The organism is Actinoplanes sp. NBRC 103695 (assembly GCF_030269485.1).
Classification (GTDB): Bacteria; Actinomycetota; Actinomycetes; order Mycobacteriales; family Micromonosporaceae; genus Actinoplanes.
Genome location: NZ_BSTL01000031.1, coordinates 15603 through 36861 on the forward strand (window position 1 = coordinate 15603; position 21259 = coordinate 36861).

Below are 21259 nucleotides of genomic sequence, written 5' to 3' on the forward strand. Positions count from 1 at the left end.
GAGACTCAGGTCTCGGTGGTTGCCAGCCGGCCATGTCGCTGCTGACGGATGCCCGCCAGCACGGTCGCCACCAGCACCGCCGCGCTCAGGCCCACCGCCGCGGCCGGGACGAGCCAGGGCGCCGCCCCGATCACCGCGACCGCCGGGATGGCGACGATCGGCCACGGCCAGGCCGCGCGCCAGGTCCCCGCGGTGCCGCTCATCACCGCCACGGTTCCGGCGAGGAACAGCGTCGCGCCACCGTGCAGCGCCCAGACCGCCGCGACCGGCAGGTGGTCACCGGGATGCAGGATGAACTGCTCGAGGCCGACCGCGACGATGACCAGTCCCAGCATCAGGGGCAGGTGGCCGTACACGTACGCGTCGGCGACGCCGCTCTCCTGGTCGTCACCCTCGTCGATCAGGTTGCGTTTGCCGGCCGCCCCGCCGAGATCGAAGTAGATCCACCAGAGCGCGGCGACCAGGACGAAGCCGACGGCCGCCACCAGGACGGACGCCGCCTCCCAGTGGGTGTCGTGGACGCCGGCGACGACGGACGCCACCGACTCGCCGAGCACCAGGATCACGAACAGGCCGAACCGTTCCGGCAGGTGGTCGAGGTGCAGCGGGACACCGCCGCCACGTCTGGTCGCGACGATGGGTGCGGTGGCCTCGATCAGGATTCCGGCGGCCCACAGCGCGTAGCGGAGATAGCCGGAGGCGGCCAGCGAGCCCGCCCACAGGGCCGCCCCGGCGCCGGTGCCGACCAGGTAGATGACGATCGTCGGGCGCGCGTCGCGGACGTGCCGGTAGGCGCGGGCGTACAGGGCCAGCAGCAGGAGCCGGGTGACCAGGTAGCTCAGGGCGAACGCGGTCCCCTCGGTACCGGTCGCGTCCTGGGCGGCGGCGGCCATCGCGATCACCGCGCCCGCCCCGCCGAGCTTCGCCAGGCGGTAGATGACGTCGTTGGTGTCGAACCGGTTGGCGTACAGCGTGGTGGTGACCCACGACCACCAGGTGATGGTGAACAACGCGGCGAACACGCCCGCGCCGTGCCAGCTCAGATCCTTGGCGAAGGAGGCGGCGAGTTCCGCGACGACGAGCACGTAGGCGAGGTCGAAGAAGAGCTCGAGGCGCGACGCCGAGCGTTCGCTGTCCTCGGCGCGCAGCCGCGGCGGGCGGATCAGCGGCTCCGGTCGGTCCGTGGCTTCAGACATGGCCGCCTTCATGAAGCGCAGTCGTCAGGAGTACAGAACATGGGGCAGAATGTCCGACTCGGCGACCAGGGCGCGGGCAACCTCGGACAGTTTGCGGTTGTGACGCCGGGAGTAGCTGCGGATGATCGCGTAGGCCTCGTCGACATCGACGCCCGCCGCCTGCGCCACGGCACCCTTGGCCTGCTCGATCACGACCCGGCTGTTCAGGGCACCCTGCAGCTGTTCGGTCAGGACCTCGCCGCGGCGGATGGAGCGTTCCTGCAGCAACCCGATCGCCGCGACGTCCGCCAGGGCCTGCACGACCGGCACATCCGAGCCGTCGAAGTCGCCTCCCTCGGTGTCGCCGAAGACATTCATCGCGCCGATCACCTGGCTGCGCAGCCGCAACGGGAAGGCGTGCACGGACTGAAACCCCGCCGCGGCGGCGGCAGGCGCGAATCGTGGCCACCGTGGGGTGGCCTTGCCCAGGTTGACGTTGATCACAGGCCGGCCGGTACGGAAGGCTTCCAGACAAGGGCCCTCATGGGTCTGCAGCTGGAACAGCTCCACCAGCTTGACGGCCTCGTTCGAGCCGGCCATGAACTCGAGGCGCCCGCGCTGGTCGGCCAGCAGCAGGCCGACGGCGGCCGCGCTGACCAGGTCGGCTGCCCGTTCGGTGAGCATGTGCAGGAAGTCGAGCAGGTCGAAGTCGTCGACGAGGGTGTCGGCGACCTCGACGAAGATCGTCGCCAACCGCTCGGTGGAAACGGTGGTCATTGCTGCCTCCCGGCATGTCCTGCCCTGGTCATGTGATGTCGCGGTCGAAGCTCAGTCGGCGGGCGACGATGTCCCGGGCCACGTCGGCCAGATGGCGATCTTCGGCGTACGCGTAGGCGCGGATTCGCGCCATCGCCTCCACCAGGCTCACCTCCAGTTGCACCATCACCATGCCCTGGGCTTGGAACAATTCCGACCGGAGCCCGATGTCGTCGCCGTCGTCGACGGCCGGAACGCCGCCGCGTCCGGTGTCCTCCTGCTGATCGAGCAGGGCGGCCACGGTGACCTCGGCGAAGTCGAGGGCGTCGGCGAGTTCCTCGCCGCTCAGCGGGCCGGCGCGTTCGCGGAACACGTCCATGACGCCGAGGCGGGCAGCGCCCACCTGCAACGGGAACGCGAACACGGCCCGCAGGCCGTCCCGCCGGGCCGCCGGCGCATAGAACGGCCAGCGGCTCCCCGCGCCGCAGCCGAGCTCGTCGAGGTCCGGAACCAGCACCGGGCGTCTGCTGGCGAAGGCGTCCATACACGGACCCTCACCCAGGACGAACTGCAGGTCCTCGATGCGCTCGCTGATCGGGTCGGACGCGGCGGTCGCTGCTCGGACGCCGTCCTCGGTCATCACGCTCAGACCCGTGCCGGATGCCGACAGAGCCTTGGCCGCTGCTCGGCACACCCGGCGCAGAAGTCCCGCCGTTCCCGCCGGTTCAGCGGGTTGCCGCGCGACGAGATCGGCGATGACCGACTTGCGGTCATCCATGGCAGACCGGAGACAGCGGAGTTCTCGTCGGCACGGCTGCACCTTCCGGATAAGGCGCCGCCGAAGGCCGGGGCAGCAGGACCGGACATTCCGATCGCAACTTCCTTCATACCCGTGGCGATCGAGTCGAACCTCATCGCCTGCCGCGAAGAACGGCTGAGCGCTCGTCCATCGTGTCGCGAGGCGGTAGCCTACGGGTGCGGCCCCCGCGGGCTGTTGCCCCGGACCCCGGCATGTGTCGAACCATGCCGAGGTGTTGTTGTGGAATCGGAACTCACCGATGGCTTCGCCGTCACCATGCATGCCGCTCCGGGCGCCCCGTCCGCACTGATCTGCCTCGCCGGCGAGATCGACATGGCGGCGTCCGCGGCGCTGTCGGATGCGGTTGATCGCTTGTCGGCCGCCACGCCGGCCACGGTCGTGATCGATCTGGCCGATGTCACCTTCGCCTGCGCCACACTGCTCACCTTCCTGGCCCACCTTCGCCAGCGGCTACCGGCCGACGCCACCATGCTGCTGTGCCGCCCCGCGGCCGGCACGCGACGGCTGCTGCGGATGACCGGTATGGAGCAGATCGCGACGCTCCGCGCGGACCTGCCGATCACCGCCAGGTCGCCGCTTCCCGCGGCGGGTGGAGGTCACCAGTGACGGTCACCACCCACGAGGCGGTCACGGGCCGCCTGCTTCGAACCGCTCTCCGCCTCGACGCCGATACCACCCCAGACCCTTGGACGCGTTGACGGCCGCCCTGACCGAGCACGGCGTCCCCGGTTGCGTGCTGGGGGCTCGGGTTCCCCCGCCGGGCCGGGGTGGAGTCCTGCGGCTTTTCCCTCCCGGGCGGCTCCCGTCACGACGGTGGCCGCTGTGCTGACGCTCACCATGGCCCTGTTGAGATGGTCCGTTTAGGGTCAGGTCGCCCGGGTACCCACCGGATCGACGACGACTGATCGTCGTTTCGCGGAGGCCGTTTCTCCGGCCACCGCTTTCTTCCAGTCATCTTCGCCGTAAGACGGCGGGCTGGTCCGCGCTTTATCGCATCGGAGACATTCATGACCAGCGCCAACCTGGAAACCTCCCGGCACGACGTCAATTCCGGCAACGCGGCCGTGCGTCGCCGGCCGGTCGAGACCAAGGCGGCTTTCAAGACCACGGAGTTCATCGTCTACGTGGCGATGACCGTGGCGATCCTGATCGCCTCCGTGGCGGTCGACGGCAACGGCGACGGCGACAACGGCGCCTCCGGCGACTACTTCCGCGCCGACCGCGCGTGGCTCTACATCACGCTGCTGACCATCGGCTACATGGTCAGCCGCGGGCTGGCGAAGTCCGGCAGTCGCGATTCCTCCGACGCCTGATCGACTCTGACCACCGCCGCCTCCCGGACGTCGGCGTCCGGGTGGGCGGCGGTCGCATTTCTCCCGTCGCCATGACAGAACTCGAGGCATATCCCATGCAAGCTGCGCTGCGATCAGCGGTCGTCGTGAACCCGGTGAAGGTGCCCGACCTCGACGAACTGCGCCGCACCATCACCGACGCGCTGGCCGCCGCGGGCTGGCCGGAGCCCCGGTGGCTGGAGACCACAGTGGACGACCCGGGATCCGGTCAGGCCGCCCAGGCCGTACGGGACGGCGCCGAGCTCGTGTTCGCGTGCGGCGGTGACGGCACCGTGATGGCCTGTGTCACCGCCCTGGCAGGGACGGACGTCGCCCTGGCCGTGCTGCCCGCCGGCACCGGCAACCTGCTGGCCGCCAACCTGGGTCTCACCGGCGACCTCGCCGCCGCCATCGAGGTCGTTCTCCAGGGTGGACGCCGCCGCATCGACGTCGGTGCCGTCGGCGAGCAGAGCTTCGCCGTGATGGCCGGGATGGGCTTCGACGCCGACATGATCGACGCGACCAACGACACCGCGAAGAAGCACATCGGCTGGCTCGCCTACGCCGCGGGGGCGGCTCGGCACCTGCGGGGCAACCCCATGCGGGTACGCATCACCCTCGACGACCGCCCGCCGTTCACCTGCCGGCCGCGCACCGTGATCGTCGGCAACGTCGGGCGGCTCAGCGGCGGGATGCGGCTGCTCTCCGACGCCCGGCCCGACGACGGTCTGCTCGACGTCGCCGTCCTCAGCCCGCGAACCCTGGGCCACTGGATCTCGCTCGGCTGGGGGGGTGCTGCGCCGCAAGGACACCGTCTCGAACATGAGGACCTTCACGGCCACCCGCGTCGAGATCCTCAGCAACCGGCCGCAGCCACGCCAGCTCGACGGCGACCTCATCACCGCGGGCAGGCAGCTGCTGGTCACCGTACGGCCGAAAGCGCTGCTGCTCTGTGTGCCGCAACCGGCGACCGATCCCGACCTCGCCAACGACGCCGGCGCCGTCCGCGAAGCGGTCCACGCTCCAGCAGCCGGGAATCAGTCCACGAAGGGCTGACGTCGCGGCGATTCATAACGGCGTTCGCTCAGCGAACAGGTAATGGCAATGGCTCGCGGAAACGCGAGCCATTGCCATTTTCCGAACCCATTTCGCGCCGTCCACCGAACGGGGTCCGCCGTCGGGACAGCTTGTCCGAACGTCGGTGCAGGTTACAGGGACATTCACGGCAAATGGCCAATTGGCGTGTTAGTTTTCGGGCACCGAATACGGCGGCCTGACGCACCGCGCCCGGAAGCAGGCGTCACCGGCAGCAGTTTCGATATTCCCGCCATGCGAATGGGTCCGGCATACGCCGGACCTCTTTGCGTGGCGCCCGCCTGAATTCCTTTGTCGGAGGATCCGTCATGTCCGATCTCGACCACGCGGTAGGCATTGCGCCGGCACCTCGTTCGAGCTCCACTCCCCACCCTGGCACCGATACCGTCGGCAGCACCAGCGCCGAGTCCGCGGGTCAGCCGTACGCGTACCAGCGGCGTCCCCTGGTCGAGCCGGACTGGCGGCGGCTGCCCGGGTGGCGCTCCGTCACCGTGGAGGAGTGGCGGTCCGCGCAGTGGCAGCGGACCAACTGCGTGAAGAACGTGCGTCAGCTGCGAGCGGTCTTCGGCGACACCGTGCCGGACACGTTCTACGCCGACCTGGAACGCGACCAGAGCGACTACGCGACGATGCCGCTCCTGCTGCCGCCGCAGGTGCTGAACACCATGGCGCCGCACGGCCCGCCGACGATGGACGAGCTGTACGCCGACCCGGTGCGCCTGCACATGCTGCCGGTGGCCTCCGACCGGATCCACGACCGGCCGAGCCATCCGATGGCGGGCCGGGACTCCCTGCACGAGCGGGACATGTGGGTGACCGAGGGGCTGACCCACCGGTATCCGACGAAGGCCCTCGCCGAGCTGCTCGTCACGTGCCCGCAGTACTGCGGCCACTGCACCCGGATGGACCTGGTCGGCACGTCCACCCTGCAGATCACGAAGGCGAAGTTCGCGGCCAAGCCGGGCGACCGGCTGGACGCGATGATCGACTACCTGCGGCGTACCCCGAGCGTGCGTGACGTCGTCGTCTCCGGCGGGGACGTGGCCAACGTGCCGTGGCGCGGCCTCGAGTCGTTCGTGAGCCGGCTTCTGGACATCGAATCCATCCGGGACATCCGCCTCGCGAGCAAGGCCTTGGCCGATCTGCCCCAGCACTGGCTCGCTGAGGATGTGAAGGCCGGCATGAGCCGGCTCGCCACGACGGCCCGCGCACGTGGGGTGCAGCTCGCGATCCACACCCACGTCAACGCCGCGCAGTCCGTCACGCCGCTGGTGGCCGAGGCCGCCAAGGCCATGCTGGACACCGGGATCCGCGACATCCGCAACCAGGGTGTGCTGATGCGGGGCGTGAACGACAGCCCGGAGAAGCTGCTGGACCTGTGCTTCGCGGTGCTGGACGGCGCCGGGATCATGCCCTACTACTTCTACCTCTGCGACCTGATCCCGAACGCCGAGCACTGGCGGCTGGCCGTCTGGGAGGCGCAGCAGCTGCAGAGCTCGATCATGGGTTACCTGCCCGGGTTCGCCACGCCGCGGCTGGTCTGCGACGTGCCCATGCTCGGCAAGCAGTGGGTGCACATGGCGACCGCGTACGACCGGGACCGCGGCATCTCGTACTGGAGCAAGAACTACCACACCTCCGCCGAGACGCGGGAGGCCGAGACCCTGCACCGCCGGCACGAGTACTACGACCCGATCTACACCCTGTCGGCCGAGGGCCAGGCGTGGTGGGCGGGTCACGACGCCACAACGGCGGGTCTCGACGCCCCAACGGCGGGACTCGACGACACGACGGGTGACGCCAGGTGACCGACATGCTCACGGCCGAGGCGGCGCCGTCCTCCCACACCAGGGAGACGTGCCTGCACGAGGTCTTCGAGACCCAGGTGGCGCGGACACCGTCGGCCGTGGCGGTCGACTGCGGCGGCAGGACCCTCACGTACGCCGAACTGGACCGCCACGCCAACCTGCTCGCCCGGTGGCTGCGCGACCGCGGCGCCGGACCCGGCAGCTTCGTCGCCATCTACTTCGAGCGCTCGCAGGCGCCGATCGTGGCGATCCTGGCGTGCCTCAAGGCCGGCGCGGCGTACGTGCCGATCGACCCCAGCTACCCGGGTGAACGCATCGCGCACATCGTCGAGGAACTGGGCGTGCTGGTGTGCCTGACGGACTCGGCCCTGGGCCCGGCGGCGGCGGGGCACTTCACCACGATCCCCGTGGTGGACATCGAATCCCGCTGGCACGAGATGCTGCCCGGGTCGCACGCGCCGATCCGACGGGACGAGTCCGGGGTGCGGGGGTCGGATCTCGCCTACGTCATCTACACCTCCGGCACGACCGGCAAGCCGAAGGGGGTGATGGCCGAGCACCGCCACGTCACGCAGTACGTCGAGGCGTTCAACGAGGCCTGCGCCACCGGCCCCCACGACCGCGTCCACCAGGGATTCTCACTGAGCTTCGACGGCTCGGTCGAGGAGATCTGGATGGCGTTCTCCAACGGCTCCACCCTGGTCGTGCCGACCCGTGACGTCCCGAAGTTCGGCGCCGACCTCGGCCGGTACCTGACCGAGAACAACATCACGTACCTGTCGACCGTGCCGACGCTGCTGACCACCCTCCCGGACGACGTACCCTGCCTGCGCACCGTCGTGCTCAGCGGCGAGGTCTGCCCGCCCGAGCTGGTCAGCCGCTGGGCCCGGCCGGGCCTCCGGCTGCTCAACGTGTACGGCCCCACCGAGGCCACCGTGAACACCACGGTCGCCGAGTGCCGCCCCGGCCGTCCGGTCACCATCGGCCGGCCACTGCGCGGGTACGACCTGCACGTGGTGGACGAGAACCTGCGCCCGGTGCCGCACGGGGCCACCGGCGAGCTGCTGGTCAGCGGTCCCACCCTCGCCCGTGGGTACGCCGCCCGCCCGGATCTCACCGCCGAGCGCTTCCTGACCGTCCCCGGGCTCGGGCGCTGCTACCGCACGGGCGACCTGGTCAACTGGTCCGACGAGGGCGAACTGCTGTTCCACGGCCGGATCGACACCCAGGTGAAGATCAGGGGCTACCGGATCGAGCTGTCCGAGATCGAGTCCGTCCTCCAAGACCATCCTTGGGTACGCGCGTCGGCCGTACGCGTCGTCGAACGCAACGGCCTGCCGCAACTGGCGGCGTACATCTGCATCGATCCTCCAGGCGGCCGGCAGCACCACGACCTGGACCGGGACGACGTGCTGGAGTTGTTGAAGAGCCGGGTGCCGGCCTACATGATCCCCAGCCACCTGGACGTGATCGAGGAGCTGCCGCGCACGGCGAGCGGCAAACTCGACCGCGGCCGGCTGCCGCGGCCACGGGTGCCGCTGGTCCGCTCGGGCGGGCAGGGAGCCGCGCCCAGCACCCCCCTGGAGCGGGAGATCGCCCAGGTGTGGAGCGAGCAGTTCGGCGTCGACGCGGTCTCGGTCGACGACGACTTCTTCACCGACCTCGGCGGGCATTCGCTGGTGGCCGCGCAGATGGTGACGAAACTGCGGGCCAGGCTGGACCGGCCGGTCGCCCTGCGCGACGCGTACGAGCATCCGACCGTCCGCGCGCTGGCCACCTACCTCTCGTCGACGGTCTCGCTCGCGCCGGCGGCCGCACCGGCGGATCCGCGGCCGCCCCGCGTGGGCCTCCTCGGGCGCACGCTCGGCGCCGTGCTGCAGGCGATCAGCCTGCCGGTGCTCGGCCTGATCCCCGCCCTGCCGGTCGTCGTGATGCTCCTGGCCATCCGTGGCTGGGTGCTCGGCACGGTGTCCCTCGCCACGCTCGTGACGTACTGGATCGTGGTGATGCTCGGCACCTGGCCGGTGATGCTGACCATCTCCGTCGCCGCCAAGTGGATCCTGGTCGGACGGTACAAGCCCGGCCGGCACCGGCTCTGGGGCTTCTACTACTGGAAATGGTGGCTGTGCGGGCAGCTGAAGTCGCTCAGCGGCGCCGGCTTCCTCTCCGGAACCCCCGCCCTGCCGCTGTACTACCGGCTGATGGGCGCCAAGGTCGGCAAGCGCTGCACTCTGGACACCGTGCAGGTCGGCGCCTGGGACCTGATCTCCATCGGCGCGGACACCAGCATCGGCGCGGACACCCAGCTGCTCGGCCACCGCGTCGAGGACGGCTGGCTGAAGCTGGGCCGGGTCGACATCGGCAGCGGCTGCTTCGTCGGCATCCACAGCGCCTTCGGGCTCGACGTGACGATGGGCGACGGCGCGGCCATGGACGACCAGTCGATGCTGCCCGACGGCGGCCGGCTGGAACCCGGCAGGTCGTACCAGGGCTCGCCGTGCCGCCCCGCTTCGGTGGAGCTGCACGAGCCGGCGCGACCGGCGTCCACCGCGCGGCGCTTCGTGTTCGGCCTGGCCCACTTCGCCGGGGCCGACCTGCTCGGCCTGATCGGGGTGCTCCCCGCCGTCGGCGTGCTCGTCACGCTGTGGCTGGCGTACGTCGCCGGCGGCCTCGTCTGGCTCTTCGCCGCGGCGGCGGCCTGGGTGCCGGTCGGCACGGTCACGTCCTGCCTTTACCTGGCCGGCCTGCGACGCCTCGTCCTCCCCCGGCTGAAGCCCGGGACGTACCGCGTGGAAAGCATGACCTACCTGCGTAAGTGGCTGTCCGACGGGATCATGGCGGCCAGCCGGGCGCTGCTGCTGCCGGTCTACACGACCCTGTACCTGCCGTCCTGGCTGCGGCTGATGGGCGCCAAGATCGGGCCGCGGGCCGAGCTGTCGACGGTGTGGAGCCTCGCCCCCGAACTCGTCGACATCGGACCGGAGAGCTTCTTCGCCGACGGCTCGATCGTCGGTGGCCGGCGCACGTACGGCGGCCGCTGTCAGGTGTCCGCCAACCGGGTGGGTGCGCGCAGCTTCGTCGGCAACGGCGCCATCCTGCCGGTCGGGCACAGCCTCGGCGACGGATGTCTGCTCGGCGTCCAGTCGGTGACGCCGGCGGCCGCCCGGGAACCCCTGCACCAGGCCGAGTACCTGGGCTCCCCGCCGTTCCGGCTGGCCCACCGTCCGAAGAACGGCGACTTCGATCAGTCGCAGACATACCAGCCGACGGCCAAGCTGTACGCCCAGCGGGCCGTGGTGGACGCCCTGCGCATCCTGATCCCCGGCTACCTCGGGCTGGCCGCGCTGGTCGGCTGGGTGCTCGCGATGCTCGCCGTCGCCCCGTACGGCGGCCTGGCCGTGCTGGCCGCCTCGCCGCTCATCGGCCTGGCCATCGGCTCGATCCTCGCGGTCGTGGTCGCCGTCCTGAAGAAGGTGGTGATGGGCACGTTCAAACCCGAGATCAAACCGCTCTGGTCGCTCTACGTCTGGCTCAACGAGATGGTCAACGGAGCGTACGAGTCGGTGACGGCGCCGTTCCTGGCGTCGCTGATGGGCACCCCGTTCGCGGCCCCGTTCCTGCGCCTGATGGGCTGCCGGATCGGCAAGCGCGTCTTCCTCGGCACCACCCTGTTCTCCGAGTGGGACCTGGTCGAGGTCGGCGACGACGTGGCGCTCAACCACGGCGTCGTGATCCAGAACCACCTCTTCGAGGACCGGGTCTTCAAGAGCTCGCACCTGAAGATCGGCGCCGGCGCGAGCGTCGGCAACATGACGGTGATCCTGTACGACTCGGTGATCGAGCCGGGCAGCGTGGTGGGCACGCTGTCCTTGCTGATGAAGGGCGAGACGCTCGCCGCCGGCACCCGCTGGCAGGGCATCCCCACGGCCCCGGCGCCGTAGCCGGCCATCGCATCCACGGATCAGGGCCGGTCACGCGAGTCGCGGGCCGGCCCTGATCCTTTCCCGCCTCAGGGCTGCCAGGCCGCCACGACGTCGCCGGGGCCCCAGACCACGTCCACCGCACCGGGCGGAAGGGCCGTCCCCGAACGGGAGACCGCGATCAGCGGGGTCTGCGAGGCGTCGAAGCCGGGAACCTGGCGCGCGCCTTCCTGCAACTGAAACAGGTCGCGGCTGTCGAACGGCGTTCCCAGCCATTTCAGTGATCCGCAGAAGTGAATCCGCGTGGCGATCGGCGCACGGTCGGCGCCGACCAGGTCGATCTCCGGGTTGAACTGCCGGTTCCACCATCCACCGACGGCCTGAGCATCCGGCCAGGGCAGCGTTCCCCGGATAGCGGCCTGTTCCAGCGACATGCGGATCAGCGGTTCGACGGCCCGGCCGCGCCAGCCGGCCCAACGGGTCTGGAAGAGGGTGTACCCCGCCTCGGGACGACCGCGCTGGGTCAGGTTGTAGACGTCACGCAGAATCGAGAGGTAGAGGCGCAGGTTACTGTCGGCGACCCGGTACAGGGTGGGCTTGCCGCTGACGGTCGACAACGGCTGATCCGCCGCCAGGATCTGTTTGCCGTCGGTGAGCTGCCGCAGCAACGGGGACAGGGTGCCGGAGCTGACGGACTCGCCACGGTTTCCCGCGGTGCTGGCGATGTTCGCGAAGGCGCGGGCGTCGCCGCCGACCGCTTCGACGACCCGCCGGGCGACATCGGGATTGGGAAACTCCGACGCCAGCGACTGCTCCGGCGCGGCGAACAGCGGCGATGCCGGGTCGGCGCACTCGTCGCGCAGGTAGTCGTCGGCGGAGATCCCGGACGGCCAGCGCAGCAGGATTCCCGGCAGGCCACCGGTGATCAGGTGCGCGTCGATGGCATCGGATCCCGCGACCCCGGCCGCCTCGGCCGTCTCGGCCAGGTTCAGCGGACCCAGGACAAGGTTGTCGGCGCGGCCGTAGAACGGCCGGTCGTACGCGGTCAGGCGCTGCATCATGTGCAGATCGCTGCCGAGCAGCAGGAGCAGGATCGGCCGGCGCGACAGGAGACGGTCCCACACCACCTGGAGCTGCCCGTCGAACGTCTCGTCCTGCTCGGCGAGCCACGGCAACTCGTCGAGCACGACGATGCACGGTCGGTCCGGCAGCGCACCGGCGAGGACGCGAAGCATGTCGCCCCAGCCACCGGGCGGCGGCATGCCGGGCAGCAGCGCGTGGTCGTTCGGCAGATCCGACTCGGCCAGAGCCGCCAAGAACTGGGCCGTGGACTCGGTGACCGACGCGCCCTTGACGGCCGTGAAGTACAGATAAGGCAGGCCGGAAACGTCGCAGAACTCCTGAACGAGGCGCGACTTGCCGACCTGGCGCCGGCCGCGGAGCGCGACGGCGACCCCTGTCCCGGTCCGGGCGAGGTGGTCGGTTCGCTTGGCCAAGAGGGTCAACTCGGTGCGCCTGCCGACGAACATGGGCCCCTCCCGGCCGGACAAGTTAGGTAGATGCCATCTACGTAGATGAAATCTACATCAAGACCGGGTCCGTTTCGTCAGGAACACTCGGCCGGGGTGACCAGGGCCGCCAGATGGGCGCGGATGGCCTCGACGGTGGTGCCCTCGTCGTCCGTCCGATCGATGCCCAGGCCGGTCAGGATGTCCAGCACGCGCTGCCAGTGGTGGCCGGCGGGCCCGTACCGGCACAGGGAGTGGTGGGCGTGGGCGAGTCCGTCGTGGGCGCGCGCCTCATCCATCGGCTGGCCCAGCTCGCCGGCCAGGACGAGCGCCAGATCGTGGTGGGCGACGGCGGCCTCCGGGTCGCCGGTGGCGTGCCGCAGCCGGCCCAGGCCCTGCTGGGCCTCGAACTCGAAGTTGCGGTCGCCGGTCCGCCGGGCGAGGTCGAGGACCCGCTGATAACGCTCGCCGGCCCGCGCGTACCGGCCGAGCAACCGTTCGATGTCGCCGAGACCGGTCAGGGTCTGGAGTTCACCGACCAGGTGACCGATGTCCTGGGCGATCCGCGCCGCGCCTTCGTAGTGACCGACCGCCTCGGCGAACCGGCGCCGCGACCGCTCGATCTGACCGAGCCCGGACAGCGCGTTCAGTTCGGCGGCGCGGTGGCCGATGGCGCCCGCGATCCCCAGCGCGCGCTCCAGATGGTCGGCGGCTTCCGGGTAACGGCCCCGCATCCAGTCGAGGTGGCCGAGCCCGACCAGGGCGTCCAGTTCCCCGGGGCGGTGACCCTCGGCGCGGGCGATCGTCAGGGCCTGTCCGAAGTGGTCGGTGGCGTTCGCGTACCGCCCCCGCATCCAGTCGACATGGCCGAGGCCGACCAGGGCCTCCAGCTCTGCCGGACGGTGGCCCACGGCACGCGCGATCCGCAACGCCCGCCCGAAGTGGTCGAGGGCGTCCGCGTGCCGGTCCAGCAGCCGGCAGATGTGGCCGAGAGCGGCCAGCACGTCCGCCTCACCGGCCTGGTCGCCGGCGAGACGGGCGGCGGTCAGAGCCTCCTGGTGCAGCGTCTGGGCGTCGTGGTACCGGCTGCGGCTGCGCAGATACCTGTGCACGATGGCCGACAGGTGCGTGACGAAGTCGTGCCGGTCGTGCCCGGCCGCGTATCTGGCGGTGGCCAGGAGATTGGGCAGCTCGTCGTCGAGCCACTCCAGGGCCGCGGCCGGATCCGGCAGGTCCGGGACGGCGGTGCGCACCGCGGGCGGCGGCAGGCGGTGCATCTGCTCGAACGGGTAGGCGACGCCCATGGCGATCCACGCGGTGTGCCGGTAGTGGTCGAGCAGCCGATGCAGCGGAGCGGCCCGGTCGGCTGCGGCGAGGTTCGCGGCGTGCGCCCGGATCAGGTCGTGGAACCGGTAGCGGCCGGCGGTGGGCTCGATCAGCAGGTGGACGTCGAGCAGCTGGTCGAGGATCCGCCGGGACTCCGGCACGCTGTCGCCGAGGAGCGCGGCGGCGGCGTACGCGTCGAGGTCCGGGCCGGGGTGCAGGCTCGCCAGCCGATAGGCCCGCTGCTGATCGGGGTCGAGGTGCCGGTAGGAAAGGTCCAGGGCGGTGACGACGCTGCGCTGGCCGGCCTCCAGCTCGCCCAGCCGGTGCTGCTGGTCGCGGAGCCGCCGGATCAGGTGGGAGAGACCCCAGGTGGGATGCGACCGCAGCCGGCCGGCCGCGATGCGGATCGCCAGCGGCAGCCCGCCGCACAGCTCGGCCAGCTCGGCCAGCTCGGCCAGCCGGTCCGGCGACTCGTTGCCGAGCCGATCGCCGCCGGCGGTGGAGACCAGCAGCCGGACGGCGTCCGAGGTGGGCAGAGGATCCAAGGACAGCGTACGGGTGTGATCCAGCCCCGCGAGCCGGCGGCGGCTGGTGATCAGCACCAGGCAGCCCGGCGCGCCCGGAACCAGGGGCAGCACCTGGTCCTCGCCGGCGGCGTTGTCCAGCAGGATCAGCACCCGCCGGCCGGCCAGCCGGGTCCGGTACAGCGCGGCCCGCTGCTCCAGGCCCTCCGGCATCTGCGTCTCCGGCACGCCCAGCGCGCGCAGCATGTGCTCGAGCGCCTCCGCCGGCTCGATCGGCTCCCTGCAGTGCGTGTGGCCGTGCAGGTCGATGAACAGCTGCCCGTCGGGGTACTTCCCGGCGAGCCGATGCGCGGTGTGCACCGCGAGGGCCGTCTTGCCGATCCCGGCCATCCCGTCGATCGCGCTGATCACCACGGTGGACACGTCCTGGCCCTGCTCGACCGTTTCCAGTTCCCGGACCCGGCCGGTGAACAACTGCGGCGCCGCGGGCAACTGCCGGGGCACGGTTCGATGCGCGGCCGGGGCCGCCGGTTCCGGGGCCTTGCCGGCGAGCAGTTCGGCGTAGATGTGCTGGAGTTCCGGGCCCGGGTCGGTGCCGAGCTCGTCCACCAGACGGGTACGGATCGCCGCGTACTGTTCCAGCGCCTCCGCCGACCGCCCGCCGCGTTGCAGCAGCAGAAGCAGGCGCGCCCACAACGTCTCGCGGAGCGGATGCAGCGCGGTCAGGTCGCGCAGCTCGGCGACCAGGCCCGCCCTGTCCGGCCGCAGATCGACGAACCGCTCGATCGCGGCCAGCCGGCGCTCGACAAGGCGCGGCGTTTCGGCCTGGGCCAGCCACTCCGACGGCACGTGACCGAACGGCGTTCCCCGCCAGAGCCGTAACGCGTCCCCGAGCAACGCTTGCTCCACCGCCGGGTCGGAGGTCAGCGCCGCCTCGTCGAGGAGCCGGAGGAATCGCAGGGCGTCGACCTCGTCCGCGGTGACGTTCAGGACATAGCCGGTCGCGTCGGCCGAGATGGCGCCGGCGCCGAGGACCGCGCGGAGCCGGGCGACATAGGTGTGCACGGTCGCCCGGACGGCGACGGGCGGGCGGGCGCCCCAGACGGCCTCCGCGATCCGGTCCATCGTGACCGCGCGGCCGGCCGACATGGCCAGCACCGCGAGCAGGGCCCGCTGGCGGCCGGCCGTCAGGTCGACGGGCCGCCCGCCGACCGCCACGTCGAGCGGGCCGAGCACGCCGATGCGCAGAACGTCCATGTCGGACGACGATAGGTCGAATCCGCGCCCCGGCGGGACCCATTTGACGGTGCTCGAATAGCTCCCCGACGACACCGCGCCGCCGGCAGGTTCACCGGCGGCGCGGGCATCAGGGGTTTCACCGATGCGCGGTCAACACCCTTCCTGCTGGAAGCCTAGATAGGAGGAGTAGGTGGCGCCGCCGGCCACCGCGCCGCCCGCAAGGGAAATGACCTTTCCGACAGGGTCGGGGACGACGATCGCGCCCGCGATGCCCAGGACGACACCCATGCCATTCGAGGCAAGCCCGATTCCCTCCTTTTTGCACTTCGGCGTGATGCGAGGGTTCGCCTTGGCGGAGTAGGAGCAGTTCTCACCCGACGCGTTGTACTTGCAATTGCTGATGACCCGCGACCCGCCGTCGACGGTGAGGTTCACGATCTGGACGCTGGTGGGGGTTCGCATCTTGACGGTCAGCGTGCGCCCGGTTCCTTCGTGACTTCCGGCGAAACAGATCAGGGTGCCGAAGCCGTTACCGTCGTAGCAGAGGCTTCGCGGCGGGGCGTCGGTGATCGTCGGGCCGGGTTCCCAGCCGGCGGCGGCGGTGCAGGGCGCCTCGCCGTCGGGGCAGTTGGCCTTGTTGCGGTTCGGCTGCGGCGCCGCGGCCGGCGAGTAGTACCAGGCCGGCGGTTGCGCCCGCTTGGGTGTGCCGAGACCGTTGGCGCAGACGCCGTCGGGGCAGAGCCCCCGGCGGGCCGGCACCGCCGGGCCGATCGGCGGCGCGTACGGGACAGACGGTCCGACGGGCGCGGACCAGACCGGCGGCGCGGCGACCGGCGGCGGTGAGTAGCAACAGGTGTCGGCCTTCTTCCCGCCGTCGCAGGCGATGCCGTCGACACCGCAGTTGACCGCCAGGCCGGTCGGGTCGGCGAAGGTCACCGGCGAGTTGTTCGCGTACGCGTACCCGTTGAGCTGCTGGGGATCCTTGATGTCGGCGACCGGGTCGACCGAGAGGAAACGCCCGTTGCCCGCGTCGTACTGCCGGGCGCCGACCGTCACCAGCCCGGTGGACGGGTTGTCGGTGCCGCCGACGAACCCGCGTTCGGTCGGGAACGACGCCGCCTCGCCCCGGGGCACGCCGAACGGTGTCTGGCGCCGCTTCACCACGGCCTGGGTCGCCTCGTCGACGGACAGTTGCAGGGTGCCCTGGTGGTCGCCGGCCAGCCAGGTGGTCCCGGCCGTGGTGCGCATCGCGATCGTCCTACCGCCGAACGAGTAGTACCTGGTGGGCGCCTGCGCGCCGGTCCTCCGGTCGATGCGGAGTTCCTGCCCGCCCAGGTAGAGCGTGATCGCGGACGGGTCACGGCGCAGGAGCACGGTCCCCTCGGCGTCGTACCGGAACGCCGTCGTCAGGTCCTGCTCGGTGACCGAGAGCAGCTTGCCCTCGAGGCTCCAGTCGAGCTGCTGGCCGGGCCGGGCCACGGTGTTGCCCGTCTCGTCGTACCCGAAGGTCTCGGTCCTGGGTGTTGACCCTGGCGAGGTGGTCGTGACGCTGCCCAGCTTGTGCCCGGCGGGGTAGGCCGACGTGCGGACCGTGTCGCCGGCGGCGCCGTGCCGGGTCTCGGAGAGCCGGTTGCCGGACGCGGAGTAGGTGTACCCGTTCCAGTACGGCGCGGTGGTACCGAGGGTGGCCGTGCTCGGGCCGGACGCGCACTCCCCGGTGCTGGTGAACGCCTCGGTGAGCCGGCGCAGGTGGTCGTACCGGAAGCACTGCGTGTCCTGGGCCAGACCGTCGGGCTTGTCGGCGACGGACAGGATGTTGCCCGCCGGGTCGTAGGTGTAGGTGGTGTCGGTCTGCATCGGGCGGGGCAGTTCGGCGTCGACGATGCTGCGCTGCGGCCGCCGGGTGCCGGTCTCGTAGAGGGACGTCTGCCAGACCCGCCGGCCCTCGACGCCGTACTGGATCCGCTGCGGCTCGCCGTACCGGGTGAGGTCGGTGGCGGTGACGTAGTCGGCGTTGGTCCGCACCGGGGTCGTCTGCAGGGAACCTTTGAGCCCGACCGGGTTGCCGAGGTCGTCGTAGACGGTGGTGACCGTCTCGGCGGGCAGGTCGCCGATCTGCGGCAGCACCGTGCCGTCGACGCTGCCGTCGGTGTTGTAGGCGGTCGTGACGGTGTACGAGGCGGCCATCATGCCGTCCGCCTCGGGGAAGCCGACACTGGCCCGGGTCACCTGGTAACGCTCGGAGTACCCGCCGACGGTCGAGGTGTACGCCTTGCCGCCCTCGTAGCGGGTGCTGGTCGCGGGATGGCCCTTGCCGCGGGGCACGGTGTCGTAGGTCCAGGCGGCGCGGATCGGGCCGTCCGCCGAGCCCTCCCGGCCGCTGGTGACCCGGTCCAGGTCGTCGTAGGTGTAGGCGATCGTCCGGTCGCGGGCGTCGGTCACGGTCCGGATCCGGTCGGCCGCGTCGTACGTCTTGCGGGTGGTGCCCGCGTCCACGTCCTCGGCGCGGATCTCGCGGCCCCGCAGGTCGTAGAACCAGCGCCAGGTCTCGTTGCCGGCGTTGGTGACGCCGGCGAGCTGTCCCGCCCTCGTGTACGTGTACGAGGTGACGTGCGCGGGTTCGGCGCCGCGGTGCTGGAGCCGCTGCACGGTCTGCCCGCGCGCGTCGGTGACCGCGGTCGTGGTGGTGCCACCGGCGGGCGGCACCACGGTGACCCGGTCGCCGCCGTACGTGGTGGTGGTCGGCCAGCTGCTGTGCGCGGTGCGGAACGTCTGCGTGACGGGCCGGCCGGCGCCGTCGTAGCCCACGTCGGTGAAGGCCGGCAGCACGGTCTGCAGCGGCACGGTGAGGCGCTGGTCGATGTCGCCGTCGTTGAAGTACGGCCGGGTGCTGCGGGCGACCTGGCCCCGCCCGTCGTACTGGGTGTAGGTCAGCAGGCGCCCACCGCCGGGCGCGGGCGTCTGCGTCTGGCGGACCCGCATCCGGCCGTCGTGGACCGTGGTCGTCGCGATCCGGTTGCCGTTGGGCTTCACGACGGTGGAGACGATGACGTTGGCGGCGGTGTTGCTCACCACGTAGTCGTACTGCTGGTGCGGTTCGCTGCCGCCGGGCAGCCGCCGGGCGTCCGGCAGCCACACCTTGGTGAGCCGGCCCACCGGGTCGTAGACGGACGTGGTGGTGCGCCCGTTGGCGTCGGCGACGGTCAACGGCTTGCCCCACGCCGGTTCCAGGGTCGTGGTCTCGGTGTGCCCCAGCGGGTTGGTGACCGTCGTGGCGGTGACCGGGCCGCCCTCGGCCGGCGTGTAGGCGGTCGTGGTGGTGCGGCCCAGCGCGTCCGTCCGGGCGGTCACCCGGCCGTGCTTGTCGTAGGTGGTCGTGCCGCTCAGGACACGGACCGGTTCGGTGGTCCAGTGGTCGAGGACGCGGACCGCGGTGGGGTTGCCGTCGTCGTCGTAGGTCGTCGCGGTGTCCGCGATCGCGTCGGCCGGGTGGTCCGGCGTGACGTCGCACGCCACGCCGTCGGTCCGGGACCGGGTGACCGGGTCGAGGATCCAGCGGCCGGTGTCCGGGCCGTAGGTGAGCCTGGTGCAGCGGTCGTCGGCCGCCGTCGCGTCGTCACCGCGGTCGTCGATCCGTTCCGGCAGACCCCGATCGGTCCAGGTGGTGGTGGTCCGGGTGGTGCGCTGCCCGCCGGCCGCGAGCGTGGTGAAGGTCCGTTCGAGCCCCATTCTGGTGAGGTACGACTTGAGCGCCCCCCGGCTCGCGAACGGCCCCTGCACATCGGGGGTGTTGACCGTACGGGTGAGGACCGTGCCCGTGTCACCGGCGTAGGTGGTCGTCTCGAACTCGAAGCCGGCCAGCCAGTCGTCGTCGGTGCGGGTGGCGCCGGTGGCGTCCTCCACGGTCACGGTGCCGGCGTCCCGGTCGCCGCTCATGCCCCGGTGGTAGCGATGCTCGGTCTTGCCGACCGAGTCCGCCGCCCCGCTGCCCCGGCGCACGACGACCTTGCCGTAGCCGCGGAACTCGTTCCAGTCGCGCTTGTCGTCCTTGGTGAACTCCGAGGTGTCGTAATGCCAGGCGGCGCCGCCGAGGTACTCGTAGCGGGTCTCCATCGGGGTGGTGCTGGCCAGCTGATCCGTCTCGACGATCTTGCTGACGACGTACTTGTGGAAGTGGTCGGTGCGTTCGGCGAGGGCCGCGTTGCGCCAGGTCACCGGGAAGCACCGCTTGGTGTTCCCGGCGCCCTTGGCCGGCGCGGTCGTGCAGTCCGGGTCGGCGTAGATCACCCCGGTGACGGCGCCGGTCTCGGTGACCACGCGATTGATCCGGTAGCGGCGCAGCGGGAACGCGGTCGGTTGCGGGTCGACCCGGTTCGCCAGGGCCATGCCGGCGAACACGGTCGGTGGCAGGTCGAGCGCCTGGCCGACGTGGCCGGTGTGGGTGACGGAGGACAACCACAGCGCGGGCTGGCCGCCGTCGCCGGGCTTGGGGAACTCGTGGGCGAGACGCCAGCTGTCGACCAGGGCGAGCCCGCCGGCCCGCCGGACGAAGGTCTTCACCGATTCCAGGCGCTTGGTCGACCAGAACGTCGGCGCGTGCTGATCCTTGCAGGCGCCGCCGTCGCAGGCGGACTTCCAGGGCACGTCGACCCAGTTCTCCGGGTGGTCCCGGTTGCAGGTGCTCTCCTTGACGCACCGGTCGGCGGTCCCGAACTCGATCACCGCGGCGGGGCTGCCGCCGGCCCGCATCCCGTACTCGATCTTCCGCAGGGTGCCGCCCCGGGTGTACGGCGCGGCGGTCTCCTTGAGGTTCTGGCCGTAGTTGTTCGTCTCCGCGTCGTAGGTGTACTCGATCGTGTTGCCGTTGCGGTCCACGATCCTGTCGAGGTTCCAGCGCCAGGCCTGGCGGCACGAGGACGCCTCGAAACTGCCGGCGTGGCAGGGTTCGCCCTCGTCGTCGCCGTAGACGGGCACGGTCCAGGTCGACTTCGCCGCGGCGCTCGAGCCGAAGAAGTACTGGGTGCCGCCGGTCGTGGTGATCTTCCACGACTCGCCGTCGTCGTCGCCGTTGCCCTCCTCGGTCACCCGCTCGATGCGGGCGCCGTCGTCGCTCTGGGCCCGCCAGAGGCGCGACGTGCCCTCACGGATGAGCTGACCCCCTCCCCCGGGGTACGACGCCACGGCGTTGTCGGTACGCCAGCACAGGTCGCCGGTCTTCGGCGGCGTGGTCCCCTCGGTGTCCTCGGAGCAACCGCCGTAGATCCGCTCGACGAAGCCCGCCGACAACTCCCAGCCGTCGCCGACCCAGGAGGACTGGTTGTTCGTCGCGCTGTTGCGGCCGTCCAGGCTGGACGACGAGTACGACAGCGCGAGCGGCGGCTGCAGCCCGCCTGGCGCGGGCGGCACAGCGAACGGGTACGACCAGGTGAAGTCGCCGGTCTGCGCCGACACCTCCCAGGTCGCCGACGGTGCCAGCGGGGTGGCGGAGTAGGTGCCGGCGCCGTCCTTCGGCGGGATCCCGGCGGTGGGCTGGTTGCCCCGCAGGATGTTGGTGCCCACCTCGTCCGCCGGGAGCCCGCCGAGGTCCTGGCGCCCGTCGGTGGTTCCGGGCACCGACGCGACGGTCGGCAGCGGAACGGTGGGGGTGGCCGCCGCGGCCGCCGCGGGCCGCCCCAGCACCGCGAGGGTGGTCGCGATGAGTGCCACCACCAGGGCGGGCGACACTCGTCTTCTGATATTTCGCACGTGCTTGCTCCT

The 21259-nt window shown here is 71.2% G+C and carries 11 protein-coding genes and 1 pseudogene; 6 read left to right on the plus strand and 6 right to left on the minus strand.

Annotated elements, in window-relative coordinates; translation table 11 throughout:
- Nucleotides 1–5: 5 nt before the first annotated feature.
- The 3 genes from QSK31_RS39335 to QSK31_RS39345 are packed head-to-tail and all read right to left on the minus strand — an operon-like array spanning nt 6 to nt 2709.
- Nucleotides 6–1196, minus strand: a complete 1191-nt coding sequence (locus QSK31_RS39335; RefSeq protein WP_285689832.1) for a low temperature requirement protein A — start codon at nt 1194–1196, stop codon at nt 6–8.
- Nucleotides 1197–1220: 24 nt separating this feature from the next.
- On the minus strand, nt 1221–1952 hold the full coding sequence (locus QSK31_RS39340; RefSeq protein WP_285689833.1) for a GAF and ANTAR domain-containing protein: 732 nt from the start codon (nt 1950–1952) through the stop codon (nt 1221–1223).
- Between the two features lie 28 nt (nt 1953–1980).
- Nucleotides 1981–2709, minus strand: coding sequence for a GAF and ANTAR domain-containing protein (locus QSK31_RS39345; RefSeq protein WP_285689834.1), 729 nt, complete (start codon nt 2707–2709; stop codon nt 1981–1983).
- 261 nt (nt 2710–2970) lie between these two features.
- Between QSK31_RS39345 and QSK31_RS39350 the strand changes: the two genes are divergently transcribed.
- The 6 genes and pseudogenes from QSK31_RS39350 to QSK31_RS39370 all read left to right on the plus strand — a co-directional run bounded on the left by QSK31_RS39350 (nt 2971) and on the right by QSK31_RS39370 (nt 10926).
- Complete coding sequence (locus QSK31_RS39350) at nt 2971–3357, plus strand: STAS domain-containing protein (protein WP_285689835.1); 387 nt, start codon at nt 2971–2973, stop codon at nt 3355–3357.
- Between the two features lie 401 nt (nt 3358–3758).
- A complete protein-coding gene (locus QSK31_RS39355; RefSeq protein WP_285689836.1) occupies nt 3759–4064 on the plus strand; it encodes a hypothetical protein in 306 nt (101 codons plus the stop codon).
- Nucleotides 4065–4159: 95 nt separating this feature from the next.
- Nucleotides 4160–4783 (plus strand): annotated as a pseudogene (locus tag QSK31_RS49310) (diacylglycerol/lipid kinase family protein); the annotation flags it as partial.
- Nucleotides 4784–4904: 121 nt separating this feature from the next.
- Nucleotides 4905–5138, plus strand: coding sequence for a hypothetical protein (locus QSK31_RS49315; RefSeq protein ID WP_502873085.1), 234 nt, complete (start codon nt 4905–4907; stop codon nt 5136–5138).
- A gap of 347 nt (nt 5139–5485) precedes the next feature.
- Nucleotides 5486–6985 carry a KamA family radical SAM protein gene (locus QSK31_RS39365; RefSeq protein WP_285689837.1) on the plus strand — a complete coding sequence of 500 codons (1500 nt, stop codon included), beginning with the start codon at nt 5486–5488 and terminating at the stop codon, nt 6983–6985.
- 5 nt (nt 6986–6990) lie between these two features.
- On the plus strand, nt 6991–10926 hold the full coding sequence (locus QSK31_RS39370) for a Pls/PosA family non-ribosomal peptide synthetase (protein ID WP_285689918.1): 3936 nt from the start codon (nt 6991–6993) through the stop codon (nt 10924–10926).
- A 68-nt stretch (nt 10927–10994) separates the two neighbouring features.
- On the opposite strand, the gene QSK31_RS39375 is transcribed toward QSK31_RS39370, so the two are convergent.
- The 3 genes from QSK31_RS39375 to QSK31_RS39385 all read right to left on the minus strand — a co-directional run bounded on the left by QSK31_RS39375 (nt 10995) and on the right by QSK31_RS39385 (nt 21247).
- Nucleotides 10995–12434, minus strand: a complete 1440-nt coding sequence (locus QSK31_RS39375) for an ATP-binding protein (RefSeq protein ID WP_285689838.1) — start codon at nt 12432–12434, stop codon at nt 10995–10997.
- Between the two features lie 77 nt (nt 12435–12511).
- Complete coding sequence (locus QSK31_RS39380; RefSeq protein ID WP_285689839.1) at nt 12512–15520, minus strand: AfsR/SARP family transcriptional regulator; 3009 nt, start codon at nt 15518–15520, stop codon at nt 12512–12514.
- Between the two features lie 132 nt (nt 15521–15652).
- Nucleotides 15653–21247: an RHS repeat-associated core domain-containing protein gene (locus tag QSK31_RS39385; RefSeq protein ID WP_285689841.1), complete on the minus strand. Its 5595-nt coding sequence runs from the start codon at nt 21245–21247 to the stop codon at nt 15653–15655.
- Between the last annotated feature and the right edge of the window lie 12 nt (nt 21248–21259).

What these genes read in the sequence shown, in the direction of transcription:
- QSK31_RS49315 (WP_502873085.1), top strand. Translation starts at nt 4,905, where the DNA reads ATGAGGACCTTCACGGCCACCCGCGTCGAGATCCTCAGCAACCGGCCG.
- QSK31_RS39335 (WP_285689832.1), bottom strand. Translation starts at nt 1,196, where the DNA reads ATGTCTGAAGCCACGGACCGACCGGAGCCGCTGATCCGCCCGCCGCGG.
- QSK31_RS39355 (WP_285689836.1), top strand. Translation starts at nt 3,759, where the DNA reads ATGACCAGCGCCAACCTGGAAACCTCCCGGCACGACGTCAATTCCGGC.
- QSK31_RS39365 (WP_285689837.1), top strand. Translation starts at nt 5,486, where the DNA reads ATGTCCGATCTCGACCACGCGGTAGGCATTGCGCCGGCACCTCGTTCG.
- QSK31_RS39375 (WP_285689838.1), bottom strand. Translation starts at nt 12,434, where the DNA reads ATGTTCGTCGGCAGGCGCACCGAGTTGACCCTCTTGGCCAAGCGAACC.
- QSK31_RS39345 (WP_285689834.1), bottom strand. Translation starts at nt 2,709, where the DNA reads ATGGATGACCGCAAGTCGGTCATCGCCGATCTCGTCGCGCGGCAACCC.
- QSK31_RS39370 (WP_285689918.1), top strand. Translation starts at nt 6,991, where the DNA reads ATGCTCACGGCCGAGGCGGCGCCGTCCTCCCACACCAGGGAGACGTGC.
- QSK31_RS39340 (WP_285689833.1), bottom strand. Translation starts at nt 1,952, where the DNA reads ATGACCACCGTTTCCACCGAGCGGTTGGCGACGATCTTCGTCGAGGTC.
- QSK31_RS39380 (WP_285689839.1), bottom strand. Translation starts at nt 15,520, where the DNA reads ATGGACGTTCTGCGCATCGGCGTGCTCGGCCCGCTCGACGTGGCGGTC.